The organism is Pseudogracilibacillus sp. SO30301A, from assembly GCF_037072025.1.
Taxonomy (GTDB): Bacteria; Bacillota; Bacilli; order Bacillales; family Amphibacillaceae; genus Pseudogracilibacillus.
Window position 1 is genome coordinate 38,084 of record NZ_JAXHDD010000027.1, and the last position, 21,321, is coordinate 59,404.

At 35.7% G+C, this 21,321-nt stretch carries 21 protein-coding genes; 20 read left to right on the top strand and 1 reads right to left on the bottom strand.

Going from position 1 to position 21,321, the window contains the following annotated elements:
• Window positions 1-189 precede the first annotated feature (189 nt).
• The 13 genes from spoIIP (at window position 190) to SPD89_RS13665 (ending at window position 13,315) form a co-directional block, all read left to right on the top strand.
• The gene (gene spoIIP, locus SPD89_RS13605; protein WP_336262494.1) at window positions 190-1,116 is read left to right on the top strand and encodes a stage II sporulation protein P; all 927 of its coding nucleotides are present in this window, start codon (window positions 190-192) and stop codon (window positions 1,114-1,116) included.
• Between the two features lie 12 nt (window positions 1,117-1,128).
• Window positions 1,129-1,419 (top strand): hypothetical protein, encoded by a 291-nt coding sequence (locus tag SPD89_RS13610; RefSeq protein ID WP_336262495.1) that lies wholly within the window; start codon window positions 1,129-1,131, stop codon window positions 1,417-1,419.
• 138 nt (window positions 1,420-1,557) lie between these two features.
• A complete protein-coding gene (gene lepA / locus SPD89_RS13615; protein WP_336262496.1) occupies window positions 1,558-3,369 on the top strand; it encodes a translation elongation factor 4 in 1,812 nt (603 codons plus the stop codon).
• Between the two features lie 344 nt (window positions 3,370-3,713).
• Window positions 3,714-4,739 (top strand): heat-inducible transcriptional repressor HrcA, encoded by a 1,026-nt coding sequence (gene hrcA, locus SPD89_RS13620; RefSeq protein WP_336262497.1) that lies wholly within the window; start codon window positions 3,714-3,716, stop codon window positions 4,737-4,739.
• Window positions 4,740-4,813: 74 nt separating this feature from the next.
• A complete protein-coding gene (gene grpE / locus SPD89_RS13625) occupies window positions 4,814-5,404 on the top strand; it encodes a nucleotide exchange factor GrpE (RefSeq protein WP_336262498.1) in 591 nt (196 codons plus the stop codon).
• A 26-nt stretch (window positions 5,405-5,430) separates the two neighbouring features.
• Window positions 5,431-7,272, top strand: a complete 1,842-nt coding sequence (gene dnaK, locus SPD89_RS13630) for a molecular chaperone DnaK (protein WP_336262499.1) — start codon at window positions 5,431-5,433, stop codon at window positions 7,270-7,272.
• Between the two features lie 272 nt (window positions 7,273-7,544).
• Window positions 7,545-8,660 (top strand): molecular chaperone DnaJ, encoded by a 1,116-nt coding sequence (dnaJ, locus tag SPD89_RS13635; RefSeq protein ID WP_336262500.1) that lies wholly within the window; start codon window positions 7,545-7,547, stop codon window positions 8,658-8,660.
• Between the two features lie 25 nt (window positions 8,661-8,685).
• Window positions 8,686-9,645, top strand: coding sequence for a 50S ribosomal protein L11 methyltransferase (gene prmA, locus SPD89_RS13640; protein WP_336262501.1), 960 nt, complete (start codon window positions 8,686-8,688; stop codon window positions 9,643-9,645).
• A gap of 4 nt (window positions 9,646-9,649) precedes the next feature.
• Window positions 9,650-10,408, top strand: a complete 759-nt coding sequence (locus tag SPD89_RS13645; protein ID WP_336262502.1) for a 16S rRNA (uracil(1498)-N(3))-methyltransferase — start codon at window positions 9,650-9,652, stop codon at window positions 10,406-10,408.
• Window positions 10,409-11,737 carry a tRNA (N(6)-L-threonylcarbamoyladenosine(37)-C(2))-methylthiotransferase MtaB gene (gene mtaB / locus SPD89_RS13650; RefSeq protein WP_336262503.1) on the top strand — a complete coding sequence of 443 codons (1,329 nt, stop codon included), beginning with the start codon at window positions 10,409-10,411 and terminating at the stop codon, window positions 11,735-11,737.
• Window positions 11,738-11,948: 211 nt separating this feature from the next.
• Window positions 11,949-12,131, top strand: coding sequence for a 30S ribosomal protein S21 (gene rpsU, locus SPD89_RS13655; RefSeq protein WP_336262504.1), 183 nt, complete (start codon window positions 11,949-11,951; stop codon window positions 12,129-12,131).
• 14 nt (window positions 12,132-12,145) lie between these two features.
• The gene (locus tag SPD89_RS13660) at window positions 12,146-12,592 is read left to right on the top strand and encodes a GatB/YqeY domain-containing protein (RefSeq protein WP_336262505.1); all 447 of its coding nucleotides are present in this window, start codon (window positions 12,146-12,148) and stop codon (window positions 12,590-12,592) included.
• A 186-nt stretch (window positions 12,593-12,778) separates the two neighbouring features.
• The gene (locus tag SPD89_RS13665; RefSeq protein ID WP_336262506.1) at window positions 12,779-13,315 is read left to right on the top strand and encodes a GNAT family N-acetyltransferase; all 537 of its coding nucleotides are present in this window, start codon (window positions 12,779-12,781) and stop codon (window positions 13,313-13,315) included.
• Between the two features lie 716 nt (window positions 13,316-14,031).
• Here the strand turns inward: SPD89_RS13665 and SPD89_RS13670 are convergent.
• Window positions 14,032-14,619 carry a TetR/AcrR family transcriptional regulator gene (locus SPD89_RS13670; RefSeq protein ID WP_336262507.1) on the bottom strand — a complete coding sequence of 196 codons (588 nt, stop codon included), beginning with the start codon at window positions 14,617-14,619 and terminating at the stop codon, window positions 14,032-14,034.
• A 143-nt stretch (window positions 14,620-14,762) separates the two neighbouring features.
• Between SPD89_RS13670 and SPD89_RS13675 the strand changes: the two genes are divergently transcribed.
• The 7 genes from SPD89_RS13675 (at window position 14,763) to SPD89_RS13705 (ending at window position 20,983) form a co-directional block, all read left to right on the top strand.
• The gene (locus tag SPD89_RS13675; protein ID WP_336262508.1) at window positions 14,763-15,671 is read left to right on the top strand and encodes an ABC transporter ATP-binding protein; all 909 of its coding nucleotides are present in this window, start codon (window positions 14,763-14,765) and stop codon (window positions 15,669-15,671) included.
• Window positions 15,671-17,281 carry an ABC transporter permease gene (locus tag SPD89_RS13680; protein WP_336262509.1) on the top strand — a complete coding sequence of 537 codons (1,611 nt, stop codon included), beginning with the start codon at window positions 15,671-15,673 and terminating at the stop codon, window positions 17,279-17,281. Before SPD89_RS13675 ends, SPD89_RS13680 begins: the two co-directional genes overlap by 1 nt.
• Window positions 17,271-17,627, top strand: coding sequence for a hypothetical protein (locus SPD89_RS13685; RefSeq protein ID WP_336262510.1), 357 nt, complete (start codon window positions 17,271-17,273; stop codon window positions 17,625-17,627). The genes SPD89_RS13680 and SPD89_RS13685 overlap by 11 nt, the downstream gene beginning before the upstream one ends.
• Window positions 17,628-17,684: 57 nt before the next feature.
• Window positions 17,685-17,930, top strand: a complete 246-nt coding sequence (locus tag SPD89_RS13690; RefSeq protein ID WP_336262511.1) for a hypothetical protein — start codon at window positions 17,685-17,687, stop codon at window positions 17,928-17,930.
• A 137-nt stretch (window positions 17,931-18,067) separates the two neighbouring features.
• Window positions 18,068-19,399 carry an NfeD family protein gene (locus tag SPD89_RS13695; RefSeq protein WP_442961164.1) on the top strand — a complete coding sequence of 444 codons (1,332 nt, stop codon included), beginning with the start codon at window positions 18,068-18,070 and terminating at the stop codon, window positions 19,397-19,399.
• A 16-nt stretch (window positions 19,400-19,415) separates the two neighbouring features.
• Entirely contained in the window at window positions 19,416-20,426 is a 1,011-nt protein-coding gene (gene floA / locus SPD89_RS13700) for a flotillin-like protein FloA (RefSeq protein ID WP_336262512.1), read from the top strand.
• A gap of 35 nt (window positions 20,427-20,461) precedes the next feature.
• The gene (locus SPD89_RS13705) at window positions 20,462-20,983 is read left to right on the top strand and encodes a hypothetical protein (protein ID WP_336262513.1); all 522 of its coding nucleotides are present in this window, start codon (window positions 20,462-20,464) and stop codon (window positions 20,981-20,983) included.
• Window positions 20,984-21,321 lie beyond the last annotated feature (338 nt).

Here is a 21,321-nt window from a genome sequence, read left to right on the forward strand (position 1 = left end):
AAATCATTTTATAAACAGATTATCATTTTGTTTTTCGTGATTATTCTTTTATTTACGACAATTGGGATTATCACTACTTCTAAGCCGTCTTCTCGTCTCTCATCCTCTATATTTTCATCCTGGACGAGCAATGTCGATCAATCTGTTTTCTCATTATTATTTAGTGTGGAAAATAGGGGCTTTGATCTTATGCATGGTGTGACACCAGAACGACCAGTTACTGAAGTGTTATTTAATTTAGTGACTAGCATTCAATTAAATAATTTGACGAGCATCTTAGGCCAAGAAATACCCGGATTTTCAACTTATGAAAATAAAGTTATTGTAGCAGGGGAAGGGTTAAATGAGCTAAGTGGACTGGCACATGAGTCTGGTCCACCGCTTGAGGAAATTTTAAAAGAGCGAAAAGCGATTGATGACTCCGTTGAAGAAGAAAAGGATCCTGTAGAACAACCATTTACGACAGAAGGAAGGAAAGTAGTTTTTCTTTATAATAGCCATAATAGAGAGTCTTTTTTACCGCATCTACCTGATGAAACGAATTCCAATGCTGCACATCATAAAGAAGTTAATATTACGAAAGTAAGTGATAAACTAGCAAGTGCACTGGAATCATATGGGATAGGTTCTTATGTGGATGATACGGATATTATGAATGTTTTAAATGAAAAAGGTTGGAAGTATGGAAGATCATATGAAGCTTCCAGACCCGTTGTGCAAGAAGCAATCAGTCAAAATAAAGATCTGCAATATATATTAGACATTCACCGTGATGCTCTACCTCGAAAAGAAACTACAAAAGAAATAAATGGTAAGGATTATGCGCAAATTTTGTTTATTATAGGTGCAGAAAATAAAAATTATGAGAAAAATTTAAAGTTAGCAACAGAAATCCATTATTTAATAGAAGAGAAATACCCTGGCTTAAGTAAAGGGATCATTACAAAAGAAGGGTCACAAGGAAATGGAGTTTATAATCAAGACTTACACGATAAGGTATTATTGTTAGAAATTGGAGGTTATGATAATACGTTAGAAGAAATGTATCGGACGGCCGATGTATTTGCTGAAGTATTCAGCGAAATATATTGGGAAGCTGAGAAAGTTAATAATTAGGAGGAGTTAAAAATGTCACGTTTTATAACGATCTCATTACTCTTGTTAGTGTTTTTCTTTGGAGGAATGTCCTATGGTTCATTTGAAAAAGACCGAATAACAGTTCATCCAAATAAGGAAGAACCAATTATTGAACAGCAAGAAATTATGGAGTCTACCCCAGTATCATCTGAAACGTATAGTGCACAAAACGGAGAAAATTTAATTCATAAAACAGCATCTTTCTTTGAAAAAATTGTAACGACTGCTTATGAAATTGTTATTAATATTTTATATGCTATTGCAAACTTATTCTTTGACTGAAAAAGAGTATAAAGATCTATCGCATAAATATTATACTGATTGAATGATTATATTGAAACAAAAGCATCCTATTGATATAATTCTCGATAGGAAAGTATGTATATAATTGGGTAGAAGTGTAGGAGTGAGCACGAACAAATGAATAATAGACAAAAAAATGTACGCAACTTTTCGATAATTGCTCATATTGATCACGGAAAATCAACTCTAGCAGATCGAATATTAGAAAATACACAAGCTTTAACGGAAAGAGAAATGAAGGAACAATTTTTAGATGCGATGGATTTAGAACGGGAACGTGGGATAACGATTAAGTTAAATGCGGTTCATCTGCAATATAAAAGTAAAAATGGGGAAAATTATACTTTCCATTTAATTGATACGCCAGGACACGTCGACTTTACCTATGAAGTATCTAGAAGTCTTGCGGCATGTGAAGGAGCCATCTTAGTAGTTGATGCAGCTCAAGGTATCGAAGCTCAGACGCTCGCAAATGTTTATTTAGCTTTAGATAATAATTTAGAAATTATTCCAGTAATCAATAAGATCGACTTACCAAATGCGGATCCTGAACGAGTAACACAGGAGTTAGTAGATATTGTCGGCATTGATCCAGACGATGTTATTTTAGCATCTGCGAAAGAGAATATTGGAATTGAAGCAATATTAGAGCGGATCGTCGAACGTGTTCCGGCACCTGAAGGTAAAGAAGAAGATCCATTAAGGGCATTAATTTTTGATTCCTTATATGATTCGTATCGTGGTGTTATTGCCTCTATATGTGTGAAAGAAGGACAAGTAAAAGTAGGCGATAAAATTAAAATGATGGCAAGTGAGAAAGAATATGAAGTGTTAGAACTTGGAGTATTGACGCCAAAAGCTGTTAGTAAAGAGGTACTTACTGTTGGAGATGTTGGGTATTTAACAGCTGCAATAAAAGAAGTGAAGGACACACGGGTAGGTGATACAATTACGACTGCAGAAAATGGTGCATCAACTCCACTTCCAGGGTATCGGAAACTGAATCCAATGGTTTTCTGTGGGTTATATCCAGTAAATTCGGATGATTATAATCCGCTTAGAGAAGCACTTGAACGGTTAGAATTGAATGATTCATCCCTTCAATATGAACCAGAAACGTCACAAGCATTAGGATTTGGTTTCAGAAGTGGATTTCTCGGTTTACTTCATATGGAAATCATTCAGGAACGTATTGAAAGAGAATTTAATATTGACTTGATTACTACAGCACCTAGTGTAATCTATGAAGTGCGTAAAACAGATGGGGAAGTTATAAAAGTTGATAATCCGTCTTTAATGCCAGACCCACAATCGATTGAGGAAATTTTAGAACCTTATGTAAAAGCATCCATTATGGTGCCGAATGATTTTGTTGGTGCTGTAATGGAGTTATGCCAACGAAAACGCGGACAATTTATTGATATGCAATATTTGGACGATATTCGTGTAAATGTTATTTATGAATTGCCATTATCAGAGATAGTATTTGATTTCTTTGATCAATTAAAATCAAACACGAAGGGGTATGCATCCTTAGACTATGATTTTATTAGTAATCGTCCATCTGACTTAGTTAAAATGGACATTTTATTACACGGGGAACCTATAGATGCGCTATCGGTAATCGTTCACAAAGACTTTAGTTATAACCGAGGAAAACAAATTGTTGAAAAACTAAAAGATTTGATACCGAGACAACAATTTGAAGTGCCTGTTCAAGCGGCGATAGGTAATCATATTGTAGCACGCTCAAATATAAAAGCAGTTCGTAAAGATGTAACTGCAAAACTATACGGTGGAGATGTAACTCGTAAACGTAAGCTACTGGAGAAACAAAAAGAAGGTAAAAAGCGAATGAAGATGGTTGGCTCTGTAGAAATCCCACAAGAAGCGTTCATGGCAGTTTTACAATTAAATGATGAAAAATAGTTATACTTGAAAACGGAGGCAATTAAAAAGGCCATCCGTTTTTTAAGGCTCTTTTCTCGTATCTTATGATTTAGCCATTACCTATCCGCAACACCATTGAGTTGCGCTGTGGATAGTTGTTTTTTGCGGTCATTGCATCAAAATTTTACTTAGCAGTTTTGTTGTGGAATGATAAACTTTTGAAAATTACACGTTCACTGGTAATAAATCCATTCGAAGTAAGGGAAAATAAGAAAAAAACATCTCTCTAAAGGAGACGTCTTAATTGACAAAAAAAATAGGATTTGATAATTTATTAATAGCATTAGCACTCGGAAGATGTGAGTGCTAACAGAGGTGGATCCATGTTAACTAAAAGACAATTACTTATATTACAATCGATCATTGATGATTTTATTGAGACGGCACATCCAATAGGATCTCGTGCTATTTCAAAAAAAGCTAAAATTAATTTAAGTGCTGCAACGATTCGAAACGTAATGGCAGATCTAGAAGATATGGAGCTATTAGAAAAGACGCATTCTTCTTCAGGACGGATACCTTCTGAAAAAGGATACCGTTATTATGTAGATCATGTGATAGCACCGACTATTAGAGACAAAGAAATAGCTATTATTAAAAATATCATTCAAGATAATATGATTGAATTAGAACATGTTGTTCAATTATCAGCCGAAGTATTGTCACAATTAACCAACTATACTGCGATCATTCTTGGTCCCAATGAGGTTGATGCGACGTTAAAGCAGATACAAATAATAAATTTGACCCCTCAGACAGCTGTTGCTATTTTAGTAACGAGCACAGGACATGTTGAGCATAAATCCTTTTCGATACCAAAAGGATTCAATGTTTCAGACTTTGAAAAAGTTGTTAATATACTTAATGATCGTCTTGTAGGTGTACCAATTGTGAAATTACCATACACTTTACAAACAGAAGTATATGAATTATTGAAACAACATATTACAGAGCATGAACTAATGTATGAATATATTCAGTCAATTGTTCGTTATGATGATACTGCAAAGCTATATGTTGGTGGTCAATCGAATATTTTAATGCAGCCTGAATTTAAAGATGTCGAAAAAATTTATGAGTTTTATACTATGTTGGAAGATGAAGACGAAATTATTAAATTGCTCGCAGAACAGCATGATGGGTTAAAAGTGACAATTGGTAATGAAAATAAGAATGAAGCGATCAAAAACTTCAGTTTAATAACGACAACATATAAATTAGGTGTAAACCAATTAGGAACCATTGCTTTATTTGGTCCTACTAGAATGGAATACCGTAAAGTAATCACTCTATTAAAATCTCTTTCCAATGAGATGACAGATTTATTTTATGTAACATTTAATAAGTGAATTGTTTATGGTTTATTTTGTAAGTAATTCATGTTATGGTTTATCGTGGCAATTAATATTGGAGGTGCCGGACATTGAATGAACAAGAAAAAGAAACTGTAATAACTGAAGAAGATGCAGAAGCAGATATTCAAGAAAATGAATCAAAATTAGAAGCCGAAGAGGACGAAAATTCTGACCAACCTCAAGAAGAAGAGGAGACTGTCTCAAAAACGTTACAATTTGAAAACGAGAAATTAACAGCAGAGGTAGAGCAATTAAACGATCGATTACTGCGAAATCAAGCAGAATTTGAAAATTATAAAAGAAGAACACAAAAAGAAAAGACTGCTGAACGTAAATACAAATCAGAAGAATTAGCGCTTGAACTTTTGCCAATTCTAGATAATTTCGAAAGAGCGCTACAGACAGAAGTATCAGAAGAAAATAAAGGTTTTGTAGAAGGAATGCAAATGGTGTATAACCAATTGGTAACAGCATTACAATCACAAGGTATTGAACAAATTGAAACAGTTGAAAAGGAGTTTGACCCAAACTATCATCATGCTGTTATGCAAATAGAAGATGAGGAATTTGCTTCAAATATTATTGTAGAAGAGCTACAAAAAGGGTATATGCTAAAAGACAAAGTAATTCGACCAGCAATGGTAAAAGTAAATAAATAGAAGTGTAACAAAGGAGAGTTTTGAAAATGAGTAAAATTATCGGTATTGACTTAGGTACTACGAATTCTTGTGTAACTGTAATGGAGGGCGGCGAACCGGTTGTTATTGCAAACCCGGAAGGAAACCGAACAACACCATCTGTAGTTTCTTTTAAAAACGGCGAAAGACAGGTTGGAGAGGTCGCAAAACGCCAAGCGATTACGAACCCGGATACAATTCAATCCATTAAACGCTATATGGGAACTGATCATAAAGTAAATGTTGAAGGTAAAGATTATACTCCACAAGAAATTTCAGCAATTATTTTACAACATTTAAAAAGCTATGCAGAAGACTATATTGGTGAAAAAGTAAGTAAAGCAGTTATTACTGTACCAGCTTATTTTAATGATGCGGAAAGACAGGCGACAAGAGATGCTGGTATTATTGCAGGACTTGAAGTGGAAAGAATTATTAATGAGCCGACTGCCGCTGCACTTGCATACGGAATTGATAAAGAAAATGAAGACCAAACAATTCTTGTATATGACCTTGGTGGAGGTACATTTGATGTCTCGATTTTGGATATTGGTGATGGAACGTTTGAAGTAATCTCTACTGCTGGGGATAATCGTCTTGGTGGAGACGATTTCGATGAAAAAATTATCGAATATATGGTACAAGAATTCCGTAAAGAAAATGGAATCGACTTATCACAAGATAAAATGGCGACACAACGTTTAAAAGATGCTGCTGAAAAAGCGAAAAAAGATTTATCTGGCGTAACTCAAACACAAATTTCTTTACCATTTATTACGGCTGGAGAAGCGGGTCCACTACATTTAGAGCTTACACTAACAAGAGCAAAGTTCGATGAGTTAACAAATGGTCTTGTGGAAAGAACGATGAATCCAGTTCGAACAGCACTATCTGATGCTGGCTTGTCTCCTAATGAAATTGATAAAGTGTTATTAGTTGGTGGTTCTACCCGAATTCCCGCAGTTGTAGAGGCAATCAAAAATGAAATTGGTAAAGAACCTTCTAAAGGAGTTAACCCTGATGAAGTTGTAGCACTTGGTGCAGCAATTCAAGGTGGAGTTTTACAAGGTGATGTAAAAGATGTTCTATTACTTGATGTTACACCACTGTCACTCGGAATTGAAACGATGGGTGCTGTAACAACGAAATTAATTGAGCGAAACACTACGATTCCTACAAGTGAATCACAAATCTTCTCAACAGCTGCAGATAACCAAACAGCAGTTGATATTCACGTGTTACAAGGGGAACGTGAAATGGCTGCTGATAACAAGACATTAGGTCGTTTCCAATTAACGGATATTCCACCAGCACCTAGAGGGGTTCCTCAAATCGAGGTTACTTTTGATATTGATGCAAACGGAATTGTAAATGTACGTGCAAAGGATTTGGGGACAAACAAAGAACAGTCGATTACTATTCAATCATCTTCAGGATTATCAGATGAAGAAATTGATAAAATGGTTAAAGACGCAGAAGAAAATGCAGAAGCTGATAAGAAACGTCGGGAAGAAATTGATTTACGTAACGAGGCAGATCAGCTTGTCTTTACGACAGACAAAACAATTAAAGATTTAGGGGATAAAGTTTCAGAAGAAGAAAAACAAAAAGCAGAAGCGGCAAAAGAAGAGCTTAAAAAAGCGTTAGAAGGTACTGATATTGAAGAAATTAAAGCGAAAAAGACTGCTTTAGAGGAACAAGTACAACAATTATCCGTTAAATTATATGAACAGATGGCCCAAGAACAACAAGCCGGGCAAGGGACAGAAACGGACAATAAAAGCGATGAAGTAGTAGACGCTGATTATGAAGAAGTTGATGACGAAAAGGATAAAGCAGAGAAGAATTAAAATGTAGTATGAAAGTCAAAGTCAGGTTTTCTTGACTTTGACTTTTTTTAAGATGATTTTTTAGCAGATAAGAAAGTATAAAACTTGCCTACTGCTCACTGGCTACAAGCGCGATGTCCTGTCGCAACGCCAGTACTAGCACGTCCTGTGCGTCGTAAGTGCAACCAAGGCTTGGCGATAAGCCAAGTTTTCTAATGAAATTTGCTTAAAAGAACAAAAAAATGCTATGATTAAATGTATTGAAATTGCGGGTTTTAGGAGAGTGAATTAGTTTGAGTAAACGAGATTATTATGAGATTCTTGGACTTGAACGCGATGCGTCTAAGGATGATATAAAGAAAGCATATCGTAAGCTAGCTCGTAAATACCATCCGGATGTTAACAAGTCTCCGGAGGCAGAAGAAAAATTTAAGGAAGTAAAAGAAGCATATGAAATATTAAATAACGACCAGAAAAGAGCACAGTATGACCAATTCGGCCACGCTGGCACAGGAAGCCAAGGTTTTGGAGGAGGAGCAGGAGACTTTTCTGGATTCGGTGATATCTTTGATATGTTTTTTGGTGGAGGGGCACGGAGAGACCCGAATGCACCACAGCAAGGTGCAGACTTACAATATACAATGACTTTAACATTTGAGGAAGCGATTTTTGGTAAGGAAACTGAAATATCAATCCCGAAAGAAGAATCTTGTGAAACTTGTCATGGCTCAGGAGCTAAACCAGGAACGAAACCAAAAACATGTAATCATTGCCATGGTTCTGGACAATTAAACACAGAACAAAATACTCCATTCGGTAGAGTAGTCAACCGAAGAGCATGCCATTACTGTCAAGGAACAGGTAAAATTATCCCTGATAAATGTACGACATGTGGTGGTACAGGACGAGTGAAAAAACATGCAAAAATTAAAGTTTCCATTCCAGCTGGTATTAACGAAGGACAACAAATTCGAGTTTCCGGAAAAGGAGAAGCAGGTGTCAATGGTGGACCACCAGGAGATTTATTCGTTGTCGTTTCAGTTAAAGACCATGAGTTTTTCACTAGAGAAGGCGATCATATTTTTCTTGAATTACCGATAACATTTGCGCAAGCAGCACTTGGAGATGAAATAGAGGTACCAACCGTTCATGGAAAAGTTATGTTTAAAATCCCACCTGGTACACAAACAGGGAAAACCTTTAGATTAAGAGGAAAAGGTGCACCGAATGTTCGAGGTTACGGACAAGGAGATCAACATGTCAAAGTAAGAGTAGTAACGCCTACTAAATTAACAAGTCGACAAAAAGAGATTTTAAAAGAATTTAATGAAATTGCGGATAATGATCCATTATCAACAGAAGAAGATTCTTTTTTTAAACGATTTAAAAAGGCATTTAAAGGTGAATAAAAATATGCTGCAACAATTGAAGTGAGTGATAATTTTGAATTGGATTGAGTTGTCCATCCATACTACAAATGACGCTTTAGAACCAGTTACAAATATATTGAATGAAATAGGCACAAATGGAGTAGTTATTGAAGATCCAGCTGATTTATCGAGGGAAAAAAGGGATGTATTTGGAGAAGTATATGAGCTTGATAAGACAAAATATCCTAACGAAGGTTTAATCATTAAGTCATATTTTTTACAGAATGATAGATGGGCTGAAACGCTAGAAGTTATTCGATTAAGAATAAATAACTTGAAACAATATAAAATAAATCTTGGAAAAAATAAAATGACAACAGACATAGTAAAAGAGGAAGACTGGGAAAACGAGTGGAAAAAATATTTTAAGCCAATGAAAGTAACGAATCGAATTACAATTGTTCCATCTTGGGAACAATATAAGAAGACTTCCCAAGATGAATTAATTATAACGATAGACCCAGGAATGGCTTTTGGAACGGGAACTCATCCGACAACGATTTTAAGTTTACAAGCGCTGGAAAAAGTAATTCAACCTAATGATCTTGTTATGGACGTTGGAATAGGTTCAGGTATTTTAAGCATCGCCGCTGTTTTATTAGGTGCAAAACACGTTTATGGCTATGATCTTGATGAGGTCGCAGTAAGTAGTTCTAAGCAAAACAGAGATAGCAATCATCTTGAAAATGAGATTACAATTAAACAAAATGACTTATTAAAAAATGTCGATAAAAGAGTTAATATTATTGTTTCAAATATTTTAGCAGATATATTACTTCGTTTAGTAGATGATGCATGGAATAACTTGGAAGATGCCGGTTACTTTATTACTTCAGGAATTATTGAAGCAAAACAACAATTTCTAATTGATAAACTTTTAAATACTGGATTTGAAGTGATTGAGACAAATCAATATGAAAATTGGGTAAGCATTATAGCACAAAAAAAGATAAATAGTAGGTGACATTGTGCAACGATATTTTATTCCTAAAGCAAATTGGAGTAATGAGTTTATCGATATAACGGATGACGATGCACATCATATTAATAGAGTTATGCGTTTTAAACAAGGTGATAAAATCATTTGTGCACATCCTGATGGTAAAGCAGCAATTTGCCAAATTATTTACCTTGAAAAAAACAAAGTGAAAGTAGAAATAAAGGAATGGCTTGATACAAATTCGGAACTACCTGTGCATGTAGCAATTGCCCAAGGTTTGACCAAAGGCAATAAACTTGAACTCATTTTTCAAAAAGGTACAGAGTTAGGTGCTCAGAAATTCTGCTTGTTTGAGGCAGATCGATCGATAGTAAAATGGGATAAGAAAAAATCCGAGCAAAAATTAAAAAGATATCGTAAAATAATAAAGGAAGCTAGCGAGCAGTGTCACAGGAACCAAAGCCCAATTTTGGAAGAGCCAAATTCATTACTAGAGATTGTTGAAAAAAGCACGAATTATGACGTGAAATTGTTTGCCTATGAAGAAGAGGCGAAAGTAGATAACTATTCATCTTTCGGTGCTGTACTATCTCAAGTGAAAGAAAATGAAAAGTTGTTAATTTTTATTGGGCCTGAAGGTGGATTTTCGATTGAAGAAGCTATGTTTTTAAAGGATAATAATTTTGTCCCTATCCGATTAGGGAAAAGAATTTTAAGAACAGAAACAGCTTCACTATATGCATTAGCTAGTATTTCGTATCATTTTGAAGAATTGAGGTGTCATTAAATGCCTACCGTTGCATTTCATACTTTAGGCTGTAAAGTAAATCATTACGAAACAGAAGGCATCTGGAATATGTTCAAAGATCACGGCTATGAAAGAGTTGATTTTGAACGTATGGCAGATGTTTATGTCATAAATACATGTACAGTAACGAATACAGGTGATAAAAAAAGTAGACAGATAATTCGACGTGCTGTTAGAAAAAACCCGGAAGCGATCGTTTGTGTAACAGGTTGTTATGCTCAAACTTCCCCTGGAGAAGTAATGGAAATTCCTGGGGTCGATGTTGTTGTTGGGACACAAAATAGAAAGAAAATGATTGGATTAATTGAAGAACATCAGCAAACACGTCTTCCGATCAATGGGGTTTCCGCTATTATGCAAAATCGTGTGTTTGAAGAAATGGATGTACCGGAATTCTCAGATCGTACGAGAGCATCTTTAAAAATTCAAGAAGGGTGTAATAACTTCTGTACGTTTTGTATCATCCCTTGGTCTAGAGGGCTGTTACGTTCAAGAGATCCAGAAAATGTATTAGAACAAGCACAGAAACTTACTGATGCGGGGTATAAAGAGATTGTATTAACAGGTATTCATACAGCAGGTTATGGTGAAGATATGCCAGACTATAATTTTGCAAGACTGTTAAGGGATCTTGAAATGAAAGTAAACGGGTTAAAAAGAATCCGCATATCTTCTATTGAAGCAAGTCAAATTACAGATGAAGTAATAGATGTTCTGGATAAATCGAATAAAATCGTAAGACATTTGCACATACCATTACAGTCTGGATCAAATACGGTACTTGCAAGAATGCGCCGTAAATATTCTGCTGACTTTTATGAAGAAAAAGTGAAAAAAATTAAAAAAGCACTTCCAGGACTCGCAATTACATCTGATGTAATCGTTGGATTTCCAGGAGAAACGGAAGAAGAATTTATGGAGACATATGAATTTATAAAGAAAATCGGTTATGCAGAACTGCATGTTTTTCCGTATTCAAGAAGAACAGGTACACCAGCTGCACGCATGGAGAATCAAGTTCCAACCGAAATAAAAGAAGCTAGAGTAGAGAAAATGATTTCTTTATCCAATCAATTAGCTGAGCAATATGCAGCTCACTATGATGGTGCTGTATTAGAAGTTATTCCAGAAGAAAAAAGTTCAAAAAATGGCTACTTAGTTGGACATTCAGATAATTATTTAAAAGTTCAATTTGAAGCACCACAGGAATTGATTGGTTCGATTGTATGCGTAAAACTAACGCAAACAGGCTATCCTTTAAATAAAGGAGTTTTTGTTAAAGTGGCCGATCAATTAAAATCGAGTTAATTACTCTTCAACAGAATGAATAAAGCAGAAAACGAACAAAAATCATGTTTCATAAAGATTTTATGGTAAGCTAAGTTTTCTAATAATATGAAGGTAAAAATATTAGCTGTTGACCCATCCGAATCCTTATAATATAATTGTAACAGGCATATTTAATGAACACGTATGTCTATCCATTATTGTCTTATACTCCGGAGGGAGGGAAATTAGTATGCCGAATACAACTCGAATTCGTAAGAACGAATCCATTGAAGATGCACTTCGAAGATTTAAACGTAGTGTCTCAAAAAATGGTACACTATCTGAATATCGTAAACGAGAATATTATGAGAAACCTAGCGTACGTCGTAAGAAAAAATCTGAAGCAGCAAGAGCTCGTAAGCGTAAATACTAAAGAGGTGCACGTAAATGTCTTTAATGGACAGATTAAACGAAGATATGAAACAAGCCATGAAGGCTAAAGATAAAGAAAAACTTAGTGTAATCCGTATGGTGAAAGCTTCTCTGCAAAACGAAGCGATTCAACTCGGGATAGACACATTACAAGAAGAAAATGAACGCTCCATTTTATCAAGAGAATTAAAACAACGAAACGACTCCCTTAAGGAATTTAAGAATGCTGGTCGTGAAGATCTTGTAGAAAAGCTAGAAAAAGAGATTGAAATTTTAACAGTGTATTTACCTAAACAACTTACAGAAGAGGAACTGGAGGAGATCGTGAAAGAAACGATTTCTGAAGTTAAAGCAACGTCTAAAAAAGAGTTCGGTAAAGTAATGGGTAAAATTATGCCCAAAGTGAAGGGTAAAGCTGATGGCGCAGTTGTTCAAAAACTCGTACAACAATATTTACAATAAAATTTTCTAAAATTTTATAAACGAAGTTAATAAATGAAACAAAAAGATCCTTCTTCATTTTAAATGGAAGGATCTTTTTAATTAGTAGAAAATTTTACTAACAGAAGACGGTAAAAATTTTTGATGGTATCGGAGTACAAACAGCAGCGCGTCAGTAATTAACTGAGGATATATGGGGGTTTTAACATGCAGATTACAACGGAACGATTACTTATACGGCAGTTCAAGCAAGAAGATTTTCCCTTCGTTTATGCGTATGTCTCAGATGAGGAAACGATGCACTATCTACCAGAGGGTACCTTCACTAAGGACGAAACAAAAAAGTTTATTGAAAAACATAGTCGTGACAATCCCGAAGCTTTTTCTGTCGTTCTCCTAGAAACAAATGAAGTTATTGGTCATATGATCTTCGAGAAATACTTTGGCGAGCATACGTATGAGATTGGATGGGTTTTTAATAACATGTTTCATGGCAATGGTTATGCTACAGAAGCTGCGAGAGCAATTATCGCTTATGCATTTGAAACATTAAACTTACACCGTGTTGTCGCTACCTGTCAACCTGAAAACACAGCCTCTTATTGTGTCATGGAGAAGATTGGTATGCGCCGTGAAGGATTCTTTAAACAATGTATTCCCTATAAAGATACGTGGTGGGATGAATACAGCTATGCGATTTTACAACCTGAGTATAATGACACAAAAGTAAAAAAAGATGGTTGATGTGCGTTCGGAAGTCATCTACTTAAATGGGGGATAGCTATTGTTATAAAAACACCCTTTAGATTACCATATCCAAAGGGGTAAAACGGTTCAACTATTTTTATAGACGGTCCGACCATTTTTAAAATCTACATTTGGTTATCTTTTTCAACATTACTGCCCTGGTCGCTACTACTACACCCCCTTTGATTAAGTTAAGTATCATCCCAAACTACTACTACAATTTCATGAGGAAAAAGAAGAGGAAGAACAAGGTGATGACAAAGAGATAAATAACTAGTGTCTTTATTAGAGGATGTTCAAAAAGTCCGGTAAAAATGACACTACGAATTTCGCACGAATGCTTGTTTCTCCGCTACTCATGTATCTAAATGCATACATTCCGCTGACGGGAGCTGCACCGTCTCGAACTTCTTGATCCTTTTTATCCTTTTTGAACACGCACTATTATTAATTTTTCAATAGGCGTATTTGCTGTTCAAGAAACAGGCACTTGCTGAACATCATGTTAATTTAAAAATAAGTGCGATAATTTGTAAAAAAGATTGATAATTTAAAACAAAGCCTGCTAAAAACGTTTTACTAAGTAACATGGTGGAATGTATGGTGGGTTATTGACCTCTTGTTTATTCGGAGGGACAGAGGAAGAGAAACAGACAGACAGGTTTCAATTTAATGTAAAAATATTCCTGCCCATCTACCCTGTTGGCTGCCCCTTAATCTTCCCTTTTTCCAGCTATCCCATAAAAGAATAGCTTGGTAAGCTCCTCTGCTACCGGAAGTGCCATTTGGGCAATGTCCTCACGCTGTAAGTATTCTTGAAACATCTTTAAATAAAATAAAATCGCTTCATCTGATACCTCAGAATCAATATATCCTTGTTCTCTTCCTTCATTAAAAAATTTAATAAACAGTGGAAGTGCTTCCTTTTCATATACTTCTTCTACATAACTTTGCCCACTGGCATAATCCTTCATAAAATCTTGAAAAAACCGTTCACTTATTTGATTAGTAGCTGTTCCTTTTTCAAATATAATCTTTTTTATTTTCTCATTAAATGGCAGGGCGCTTTCTAGGAACTGCTTCTGTTCCCCCCATACTTGATCGACATAAAACTTAAAAACGTACTGGGCTAAATTATCTTTACTTTCAAAGTAATTATAGATCGTAACTTGAGATACATTTGCTTTTTTAGCTATCTCCGTAATGGATACCTTTTGTATTCCATATTCCATGAATAAGGTTAATGCAGCTGTCAAAATGTCCTTTTTCTTTTGTTTCCTACGTTTTTCAAAACCATCCATTTCATTCACCTCATTGTTAGTTTAATAAAATTTATGTAATAAAACAACAAAAAAAGTTCATAAACTATTGTAAAGAAGATTAATTTTATGTATTGTGAACTATATCAGTTAAAATATTTCATAACTAAAAAGGAGAATGAAATATGCCTATTATAGAAGCAAGCCATTTAACGAAAAGATTTGGTAAGTTTACAGCATTAGATGGTGTGGATTTGGAAGTGAATGAAGGGGAAGTGTACGGTTTCATTGGTCCGAATGGGGCGGGGAAATCAACGACCATCCGAATCTTACTTGGGATGATAAAGGCTACAGAGGGAAAGGCAAGGATTTTCGGTAAAGATGTTTGGGCAGATGCAGTTGACATTCATAAACGTATTGCCTATGTACCTGGAGATGTGAATCTGTGGCCAAATCTAACGGGTGGGGAAGTTATCGATCTTTTTATGACAATGAATGGAAGTACAAATCAAGCAAAAAGAGAGGAGTTAATAAAGAAATTCAATTTTGATCCAACGAAAAAGAGCAGGACGTATTCGAAAGGGAATCGACAAAAGGTTGCATTAATAGCTGCATTTGCCTTCGATGCAGATTTATATATTTTAGATGAGCCGACATCGGGACTTGATCCGTTGATGGAAAATATCTTCCAAGAATGTGTACTTGATGCGAAAAGAGCAGGTAAAAGTGTTTTGCTTTCCAGTCATATTTTATCAGAGGTTGAAAAATTATGTGATCGGGTCGGGATTATCCGTCATGGGAAGATTATTGAAACGGGTACATTAGATGAATTACGTCACTTAACCCGTACTCATTTAACGATTAAAACAAAAGAACAATTAACTTCTTTAAACAAACTAAAAGGGATTCATAATTTAGAGGAAAAAGATTCGGAGCTAACATTCCAAGTGGATACAGAGGAAATGGATACAGTTATTCGGTATATAGCTGAGTTTGGTATTTTGAAATTAGAAAGTGCCCCACCAACATTAGAGGATTTATTTATGCGTCATTATCTAGGAACAGAGAACTCTAAGGAGGAGGGGGCGTTGTGATGGTTACAAGAGATTTTAAAGGAACAAAGAAATTAACAGCGTTTATTTTTAGACAACAACGATTTAAAATTCTCGTTTGGTTAATTGGTTTGATAGGAATCACCTTGTCTGTTGCTACTGCCTACCCAAGTATTTATAAAGAGGAACAATCGAGGCAAGCCGCCTCACTAACGATGGAAAATCCGGCTATGGTGGCGATGCTTGGACCGGGCTATGAAATGGAGGATTATGTATATTCTGTCGGTGCCATGTTTGCCAACGAAATGTTGCTTTTTACGGCAATTGCAGTAGCTGTCATGAGCATTTTACTTGTAGGGCGGGCTACTCGAGGGGATGAAGAAGATGGTCGCATTGAAATGATTCGAGCCCTTTCTGTTGGTCGCCTGTCCTATGCGAGTGCAGTAATGATTGTTATCGTAATAACAAATATTTTACTAGCTATTTTAACAGGGATTGGTTTGGCTTCTCTAGGAATAGAAGGTATAGATTTGGAAGGGGCTTTCTTATATGGTTTCATTTTAGGTGTAACTGGGCTTTTATTCGGTAGCTTAACAGCTGTTTTTGCCCAACTGACAGAAACGTCAAGAGGAACTACGATGTTTTCTTTTATGGTTTTAATCATAGCATATTTTATTCGAGCAATTGGCGATGTAAGTAGTGAGGCACTATCATGGGTATCACCACTTGGCTGGACTGTCAGAACGGGAGTATTTATAGATAATGATTGGTGGTCGGTTGTAATATTATTGGTTGTTGCTATTTTGTTTGGTCTTATTGCTTTTTATTTACATTTCATTCGTGATTTAGGGTCTGGATTTATAGCGGCAAAAAAAGGTAAAACGCATGCTTCTCCATTTTTACAAACATCATTCGGTCTTGCTCTAAGATTACAGCGTACGAATATAATTGCATGGATTATTGGACTCTTTATTTTAAGTAGCTCTTTTGGAGCAATTTTAGGAGATTTAGAGATATATTTTGCTGATGTTGAGCTTATGCAAGCATTTATAGAAGTGGAGTCGGAATATACGTTGACGGAGCAATTTATTACATTGCTAATGGCTATCATGTCATTAATTAGCCTTGTTCCAGCAGTGATGGTAGTATTAAAAGTAAAAGGTGAAGAAACGAAGAATCTTACAGAAAACTATTACAGTCGTGCAATATCACGAACTCGTATACTAGGCAGTCATTTCTTTTTAGCAGTCGTTGTAAGCTTTATCATGCAATCATTTGTTGCTTTAGGGTTATGGTCAGTAGGCGAGGCGGTGATGGATGAGGCCATATCGTTTGGTACAACTTTTACTTCGGCTTATGTTTATTTACCAGCGATTTGGGTGGTAGTTGGCCTTGTTATAGGATTGGTCGGGATGATTCCAAAATTTACTGGACTTATTTGGCTTTACATTGTCTATTGTTTTATTGTCGTCTATCTTGGCGATTTGCTTGACTTCCCACAGTGGATGAATAGTTTATCCGTTTTTGAATATATCCCACAAATCCCGGTAGATGACATGAATATCATGGCATTGGTGGTTTTAACACTGATTGCAATAGTATTAACTGTAATTGGATTTGTTGGTTATAATAAGCGGGATATTGCTGGGTGATTTTTTTGAGTCGCCTAATGGGTATCCATTCATTGTATTTTTCGATGAGTTATCGGAAGGACGTTGTGAAAACTGTCAAGGATTAGGCTACGTAACAACGAATATGCTTTTCTTTCCAGTTGTTTTTCCAGTATGCCATGGTAAACGATTTCAGAAAGAAGTATTGTCCGTAAAATATAATGGGCATTCTGTTAATGATATACTTGAAAGCTCTATTCTAGACTGTTTAGGTATCTTTAAAGAGGAGAAAAAAGTCAAAGAAGTTTTCGAATTACTTGTTGAGATAGGTTTAGGCTATGTAAAGATGGGACAATCATTAACGACACTTTCAGGTGGGGAAGGGTAGCGGCTAAAACTAGCAAAGGAACTATTAAAACAAGGGAATAAGCATTCACTCTATTTGTTGGATGAACCAACAACTGGATTACATCCAAATGATGTTACCCAATTATTAAAGCTATTGAATCGACTCGTAGATGCTGGAAATACTGTTATTATGGTGGAGCATAATAGCCAAATGATTAAAGGTGCTGAATGGATTGTCGATTTAGGTCCAGAAGGTGGAGATAAAGGCGGTCAAATGATTGCCGAAGGAACACCTGATTCAATTGTAAAAAGTTCAGAATCTTATACAGGTCAGTATTTATGATGAACATTTTGATAAAAGAGGGCCATACAAATACTGAAAAAATAGTAATAATTAATGCTAGCTGAACTAATCTATGATACGATAAGGTTGCTATAATATATCTTTTTCAAATTCGGACAAATAGGTGGTGATAAACGTTGTCCAATTATGCAAAGTATCCAGCTATATTTTTAATCTTCTTTTTATTCTTTACTTTCACTTTTGACCCTTCGTCAGAGAAAGGTAATGCAGAGGGAGAAGATAAATTAGTTTATGTTATTCCAATTGAAAAAGAAGTAGAAAGAGGGCTGGAAGCTTTTTTAAACAGGTCTACGAAAGAAGCGATAGAAGCAGGTGCCAACCATATCATTTTTGAAATTGATACACCCGGTGGTAGAGTCGATTCAGCAGGTCAAATTGGAAAACTACTACAAAGCCTTGAAATACCAACAACCGCCTATATTGTAAATGAAGCATTATCTGCTGGTTCATATATTGCTTTAAATTCTGATACAATTTACATGAACCCTAATGCTACAATGGGTGCTAGTGGTGTCATTACGGGGGATGGAAATGCTGCAGATGAAAAAGCCCAATCAGCTTGGATTGCAGCTATGAAAAGCGCTGCAGAGTCTAAGGGGAGAGATCCGACGTATGCAATTGCTATGGCCGATCCGGAGGTTGATCTTCCTGAATTGGGAGCACCTAAAGGATCATTTTTAACATTAACTCCTTCTGACGCTGTTGAAATCGGCTATGCGGAAGGCATTGTACAAAATAGAGTTGAATTACTTCACGATCTGGATTTATCAGGTGCTACTATTGAAGAAACTGAAACAACATTTGCTGAAGAAATAGCACGATTTGTAACGAATCCTATCGTTATACCTATTTTATTATCAGTTGCTAGTCTCGGACTTATCGTTGAACTATATTCACCAGGATTTGGTATTCCAGGGACGATGGGATTAATTGCACTACTATTATTTTTTTATGGACATATTATAGCAGGTCTTGCTGGTATGGAAGCAATAATATTACTCATTTTAGGAATATTGTTAATTATTTTAGAGTTTTTTGTCTCTGGAGGAATTTTAGGACTAATTGGGGTTGGAGCAGTACTTGGCTCCCTCTTCTTAGCCGGTTATGATTTAGGTCATATGGCTTTAAGTGTTTTGATTGCGTTTATTGTCGCAATAGTAGCTTTCGTTATTCTATTCAAATGGATAGGATTAGAACGTGGAATTTTCAAAAAAATTATTTTACGTGATCGAACAACGACAGAACTAGGCTATGTTTCTGTGACTGAACGTCCTGAATTAATCGGTCAGGAAGGAATAGCTGTAACGCCACTAAGGCCATCAGGAATAGCACGATTTGGTGAAGAGAGAATTGACGTAGTTTCTGAAGGAGGTTTTGTAGAAAAGGATAAACGTGTTATGATTGTTGAAGTAGAAGGAATTAAGGTTGTCGTTCGAAAATTAAATTAAAATTGGAGGAAGAATAATGGATCTAGGTCTTTCACAAATTGCACCAATTATTATTATTGCGCTTATTTTAATTGCGCTCGTTATTTTGTTTACTTTTGTACCTGTTGCACTATGGATTAGCGCACTAGCAGCGGGAGTAAAAGTCGGTTTGTTTACATTGGTTGGGATGCGATTACGTCGTGTCGTTCCTTCTCGTGTAATTAACCCATTAATTAAAGCATATAAAGCAGGACTTGACGTCACGACAAACCAGCTAGAGAGTCACTATTTAGCGGGAGGTAATGTGGATCGGGTAGTAAATGCACTTATCGCTGCGCACCGAGCTAATATTAATTTATCTTTTGAACGGGGAGCAGCAATTGATCTTGCCGGCCGAAACGTTTTAGAAGCTGTACAAATGAGTGTTAATCCGAAAGTGATCGAGACTCCTTTTATATCAGGTATTGCGATGGATGGTATCGAGGTAAAAGCTCTTGCAAGAATCACAGTACGGGCAAACATTGATCGTCTAGTAGGGGGAGCAGGAGAAGAGACGGTTATCGCCCGTGTTGGTGAAGGGGTAGTTAGTACAATCGGTAGTTCTGACACACATAAACAAGTATTAGAAAATCCAGATTCAATTTCTCATACAGTGCTTTCTAAAGGATTAGATTCAGGAACTGCATTTGAAATTTTATCTATTGATATAGCTGATGTTGATATTGGGAAAAACATTGGAGCAATTTTACAAACAGACCAGGCACAAGCTGATAAAAATATTGCTCAAGCGAAAGCGGAGGAACGACGTGCAATGGCGGTTGCTCTCGAACAAGAGATGACAGCGAAAGTTGAGGAAATGCACGCTCGAGTTGTAGAAGCAGAAGCAGAAGTACCAAAAGCGTTAGCTGAGGCATTAAGATCCGGAAATATGGGTGTGATGGATTACTTAAATTACCAAAACATAAATGCCGATACCGACATGCGTGATACAATTGGAAAAGTAACGAAAAAAGATCAAGATTATAAACCAGATGAGCCAAAGAAATAACTTAGATAATTATTGGTAGTAAGGAGGCTTAAAAAATGGAAAGCTTCTTTGATTTTATAGCTGAATATTTTTTTCTCGTAATCATTATTGTTGCAGTGATTATTAACTTTCTGAGTAAAGGAAGAAGAGAAGAAAATAAACAAGAACAAACACCTAAAAAAACCCAACGTCGCCGTCCTACGATGGCTGATATGAGAGAGACGTATGAACAAGCAAAAGAAATGGTATTCGATACAAAAAAAGAAATAGAAAACAGTACACAAACTGTTGAAAAATCTATTGAACAACAACGTCACGAACAGTATGAACGTTTGCGAAACAGGTACAAGCCAACTACACTTACAGATTCTAAAGACCATAATGAAAAAATATATTCAGGTTCAGAAAGTCGTCCACTAAATGTTGAACGACAAGAGTCGGAAGCAATTAATGTCAATTTAGATAAGAAATTAACTTCAAAGGGATTAATTGAAAGTGTGATAATGGCGGAAGTTTTAGGACCGCCAAGAGCTCTCAGACCGTATCAAAATATTATTACAAAAAGAAAACAAAGGTAATTATCTGAATGAACTGCATGCTAATTGTTAGAGACAAAATCTAATAATTGGAGGTGCAGTTTTTCTATGTCTAAATTCAATGAGGAAGAATAAGCCATTACACGATACATAAACAGCAATAATAATACAAGTTGAAAATCAATCGGTATAAACAAAAATCAATAGTTAAATGAGTGAAACAGTTCGAACACTATGGTGAAGACGCTCTTTAGTCAAAGAAAAAGGAGCGTCCATCGATGAAAAAAGGAGTAACTAAGGAAACAAAGCTATTAATTCAAAAGAAGCAAGGTGAAAATATTCTATATTTTTGATGAAATTGAATATTCAAAATAAATATG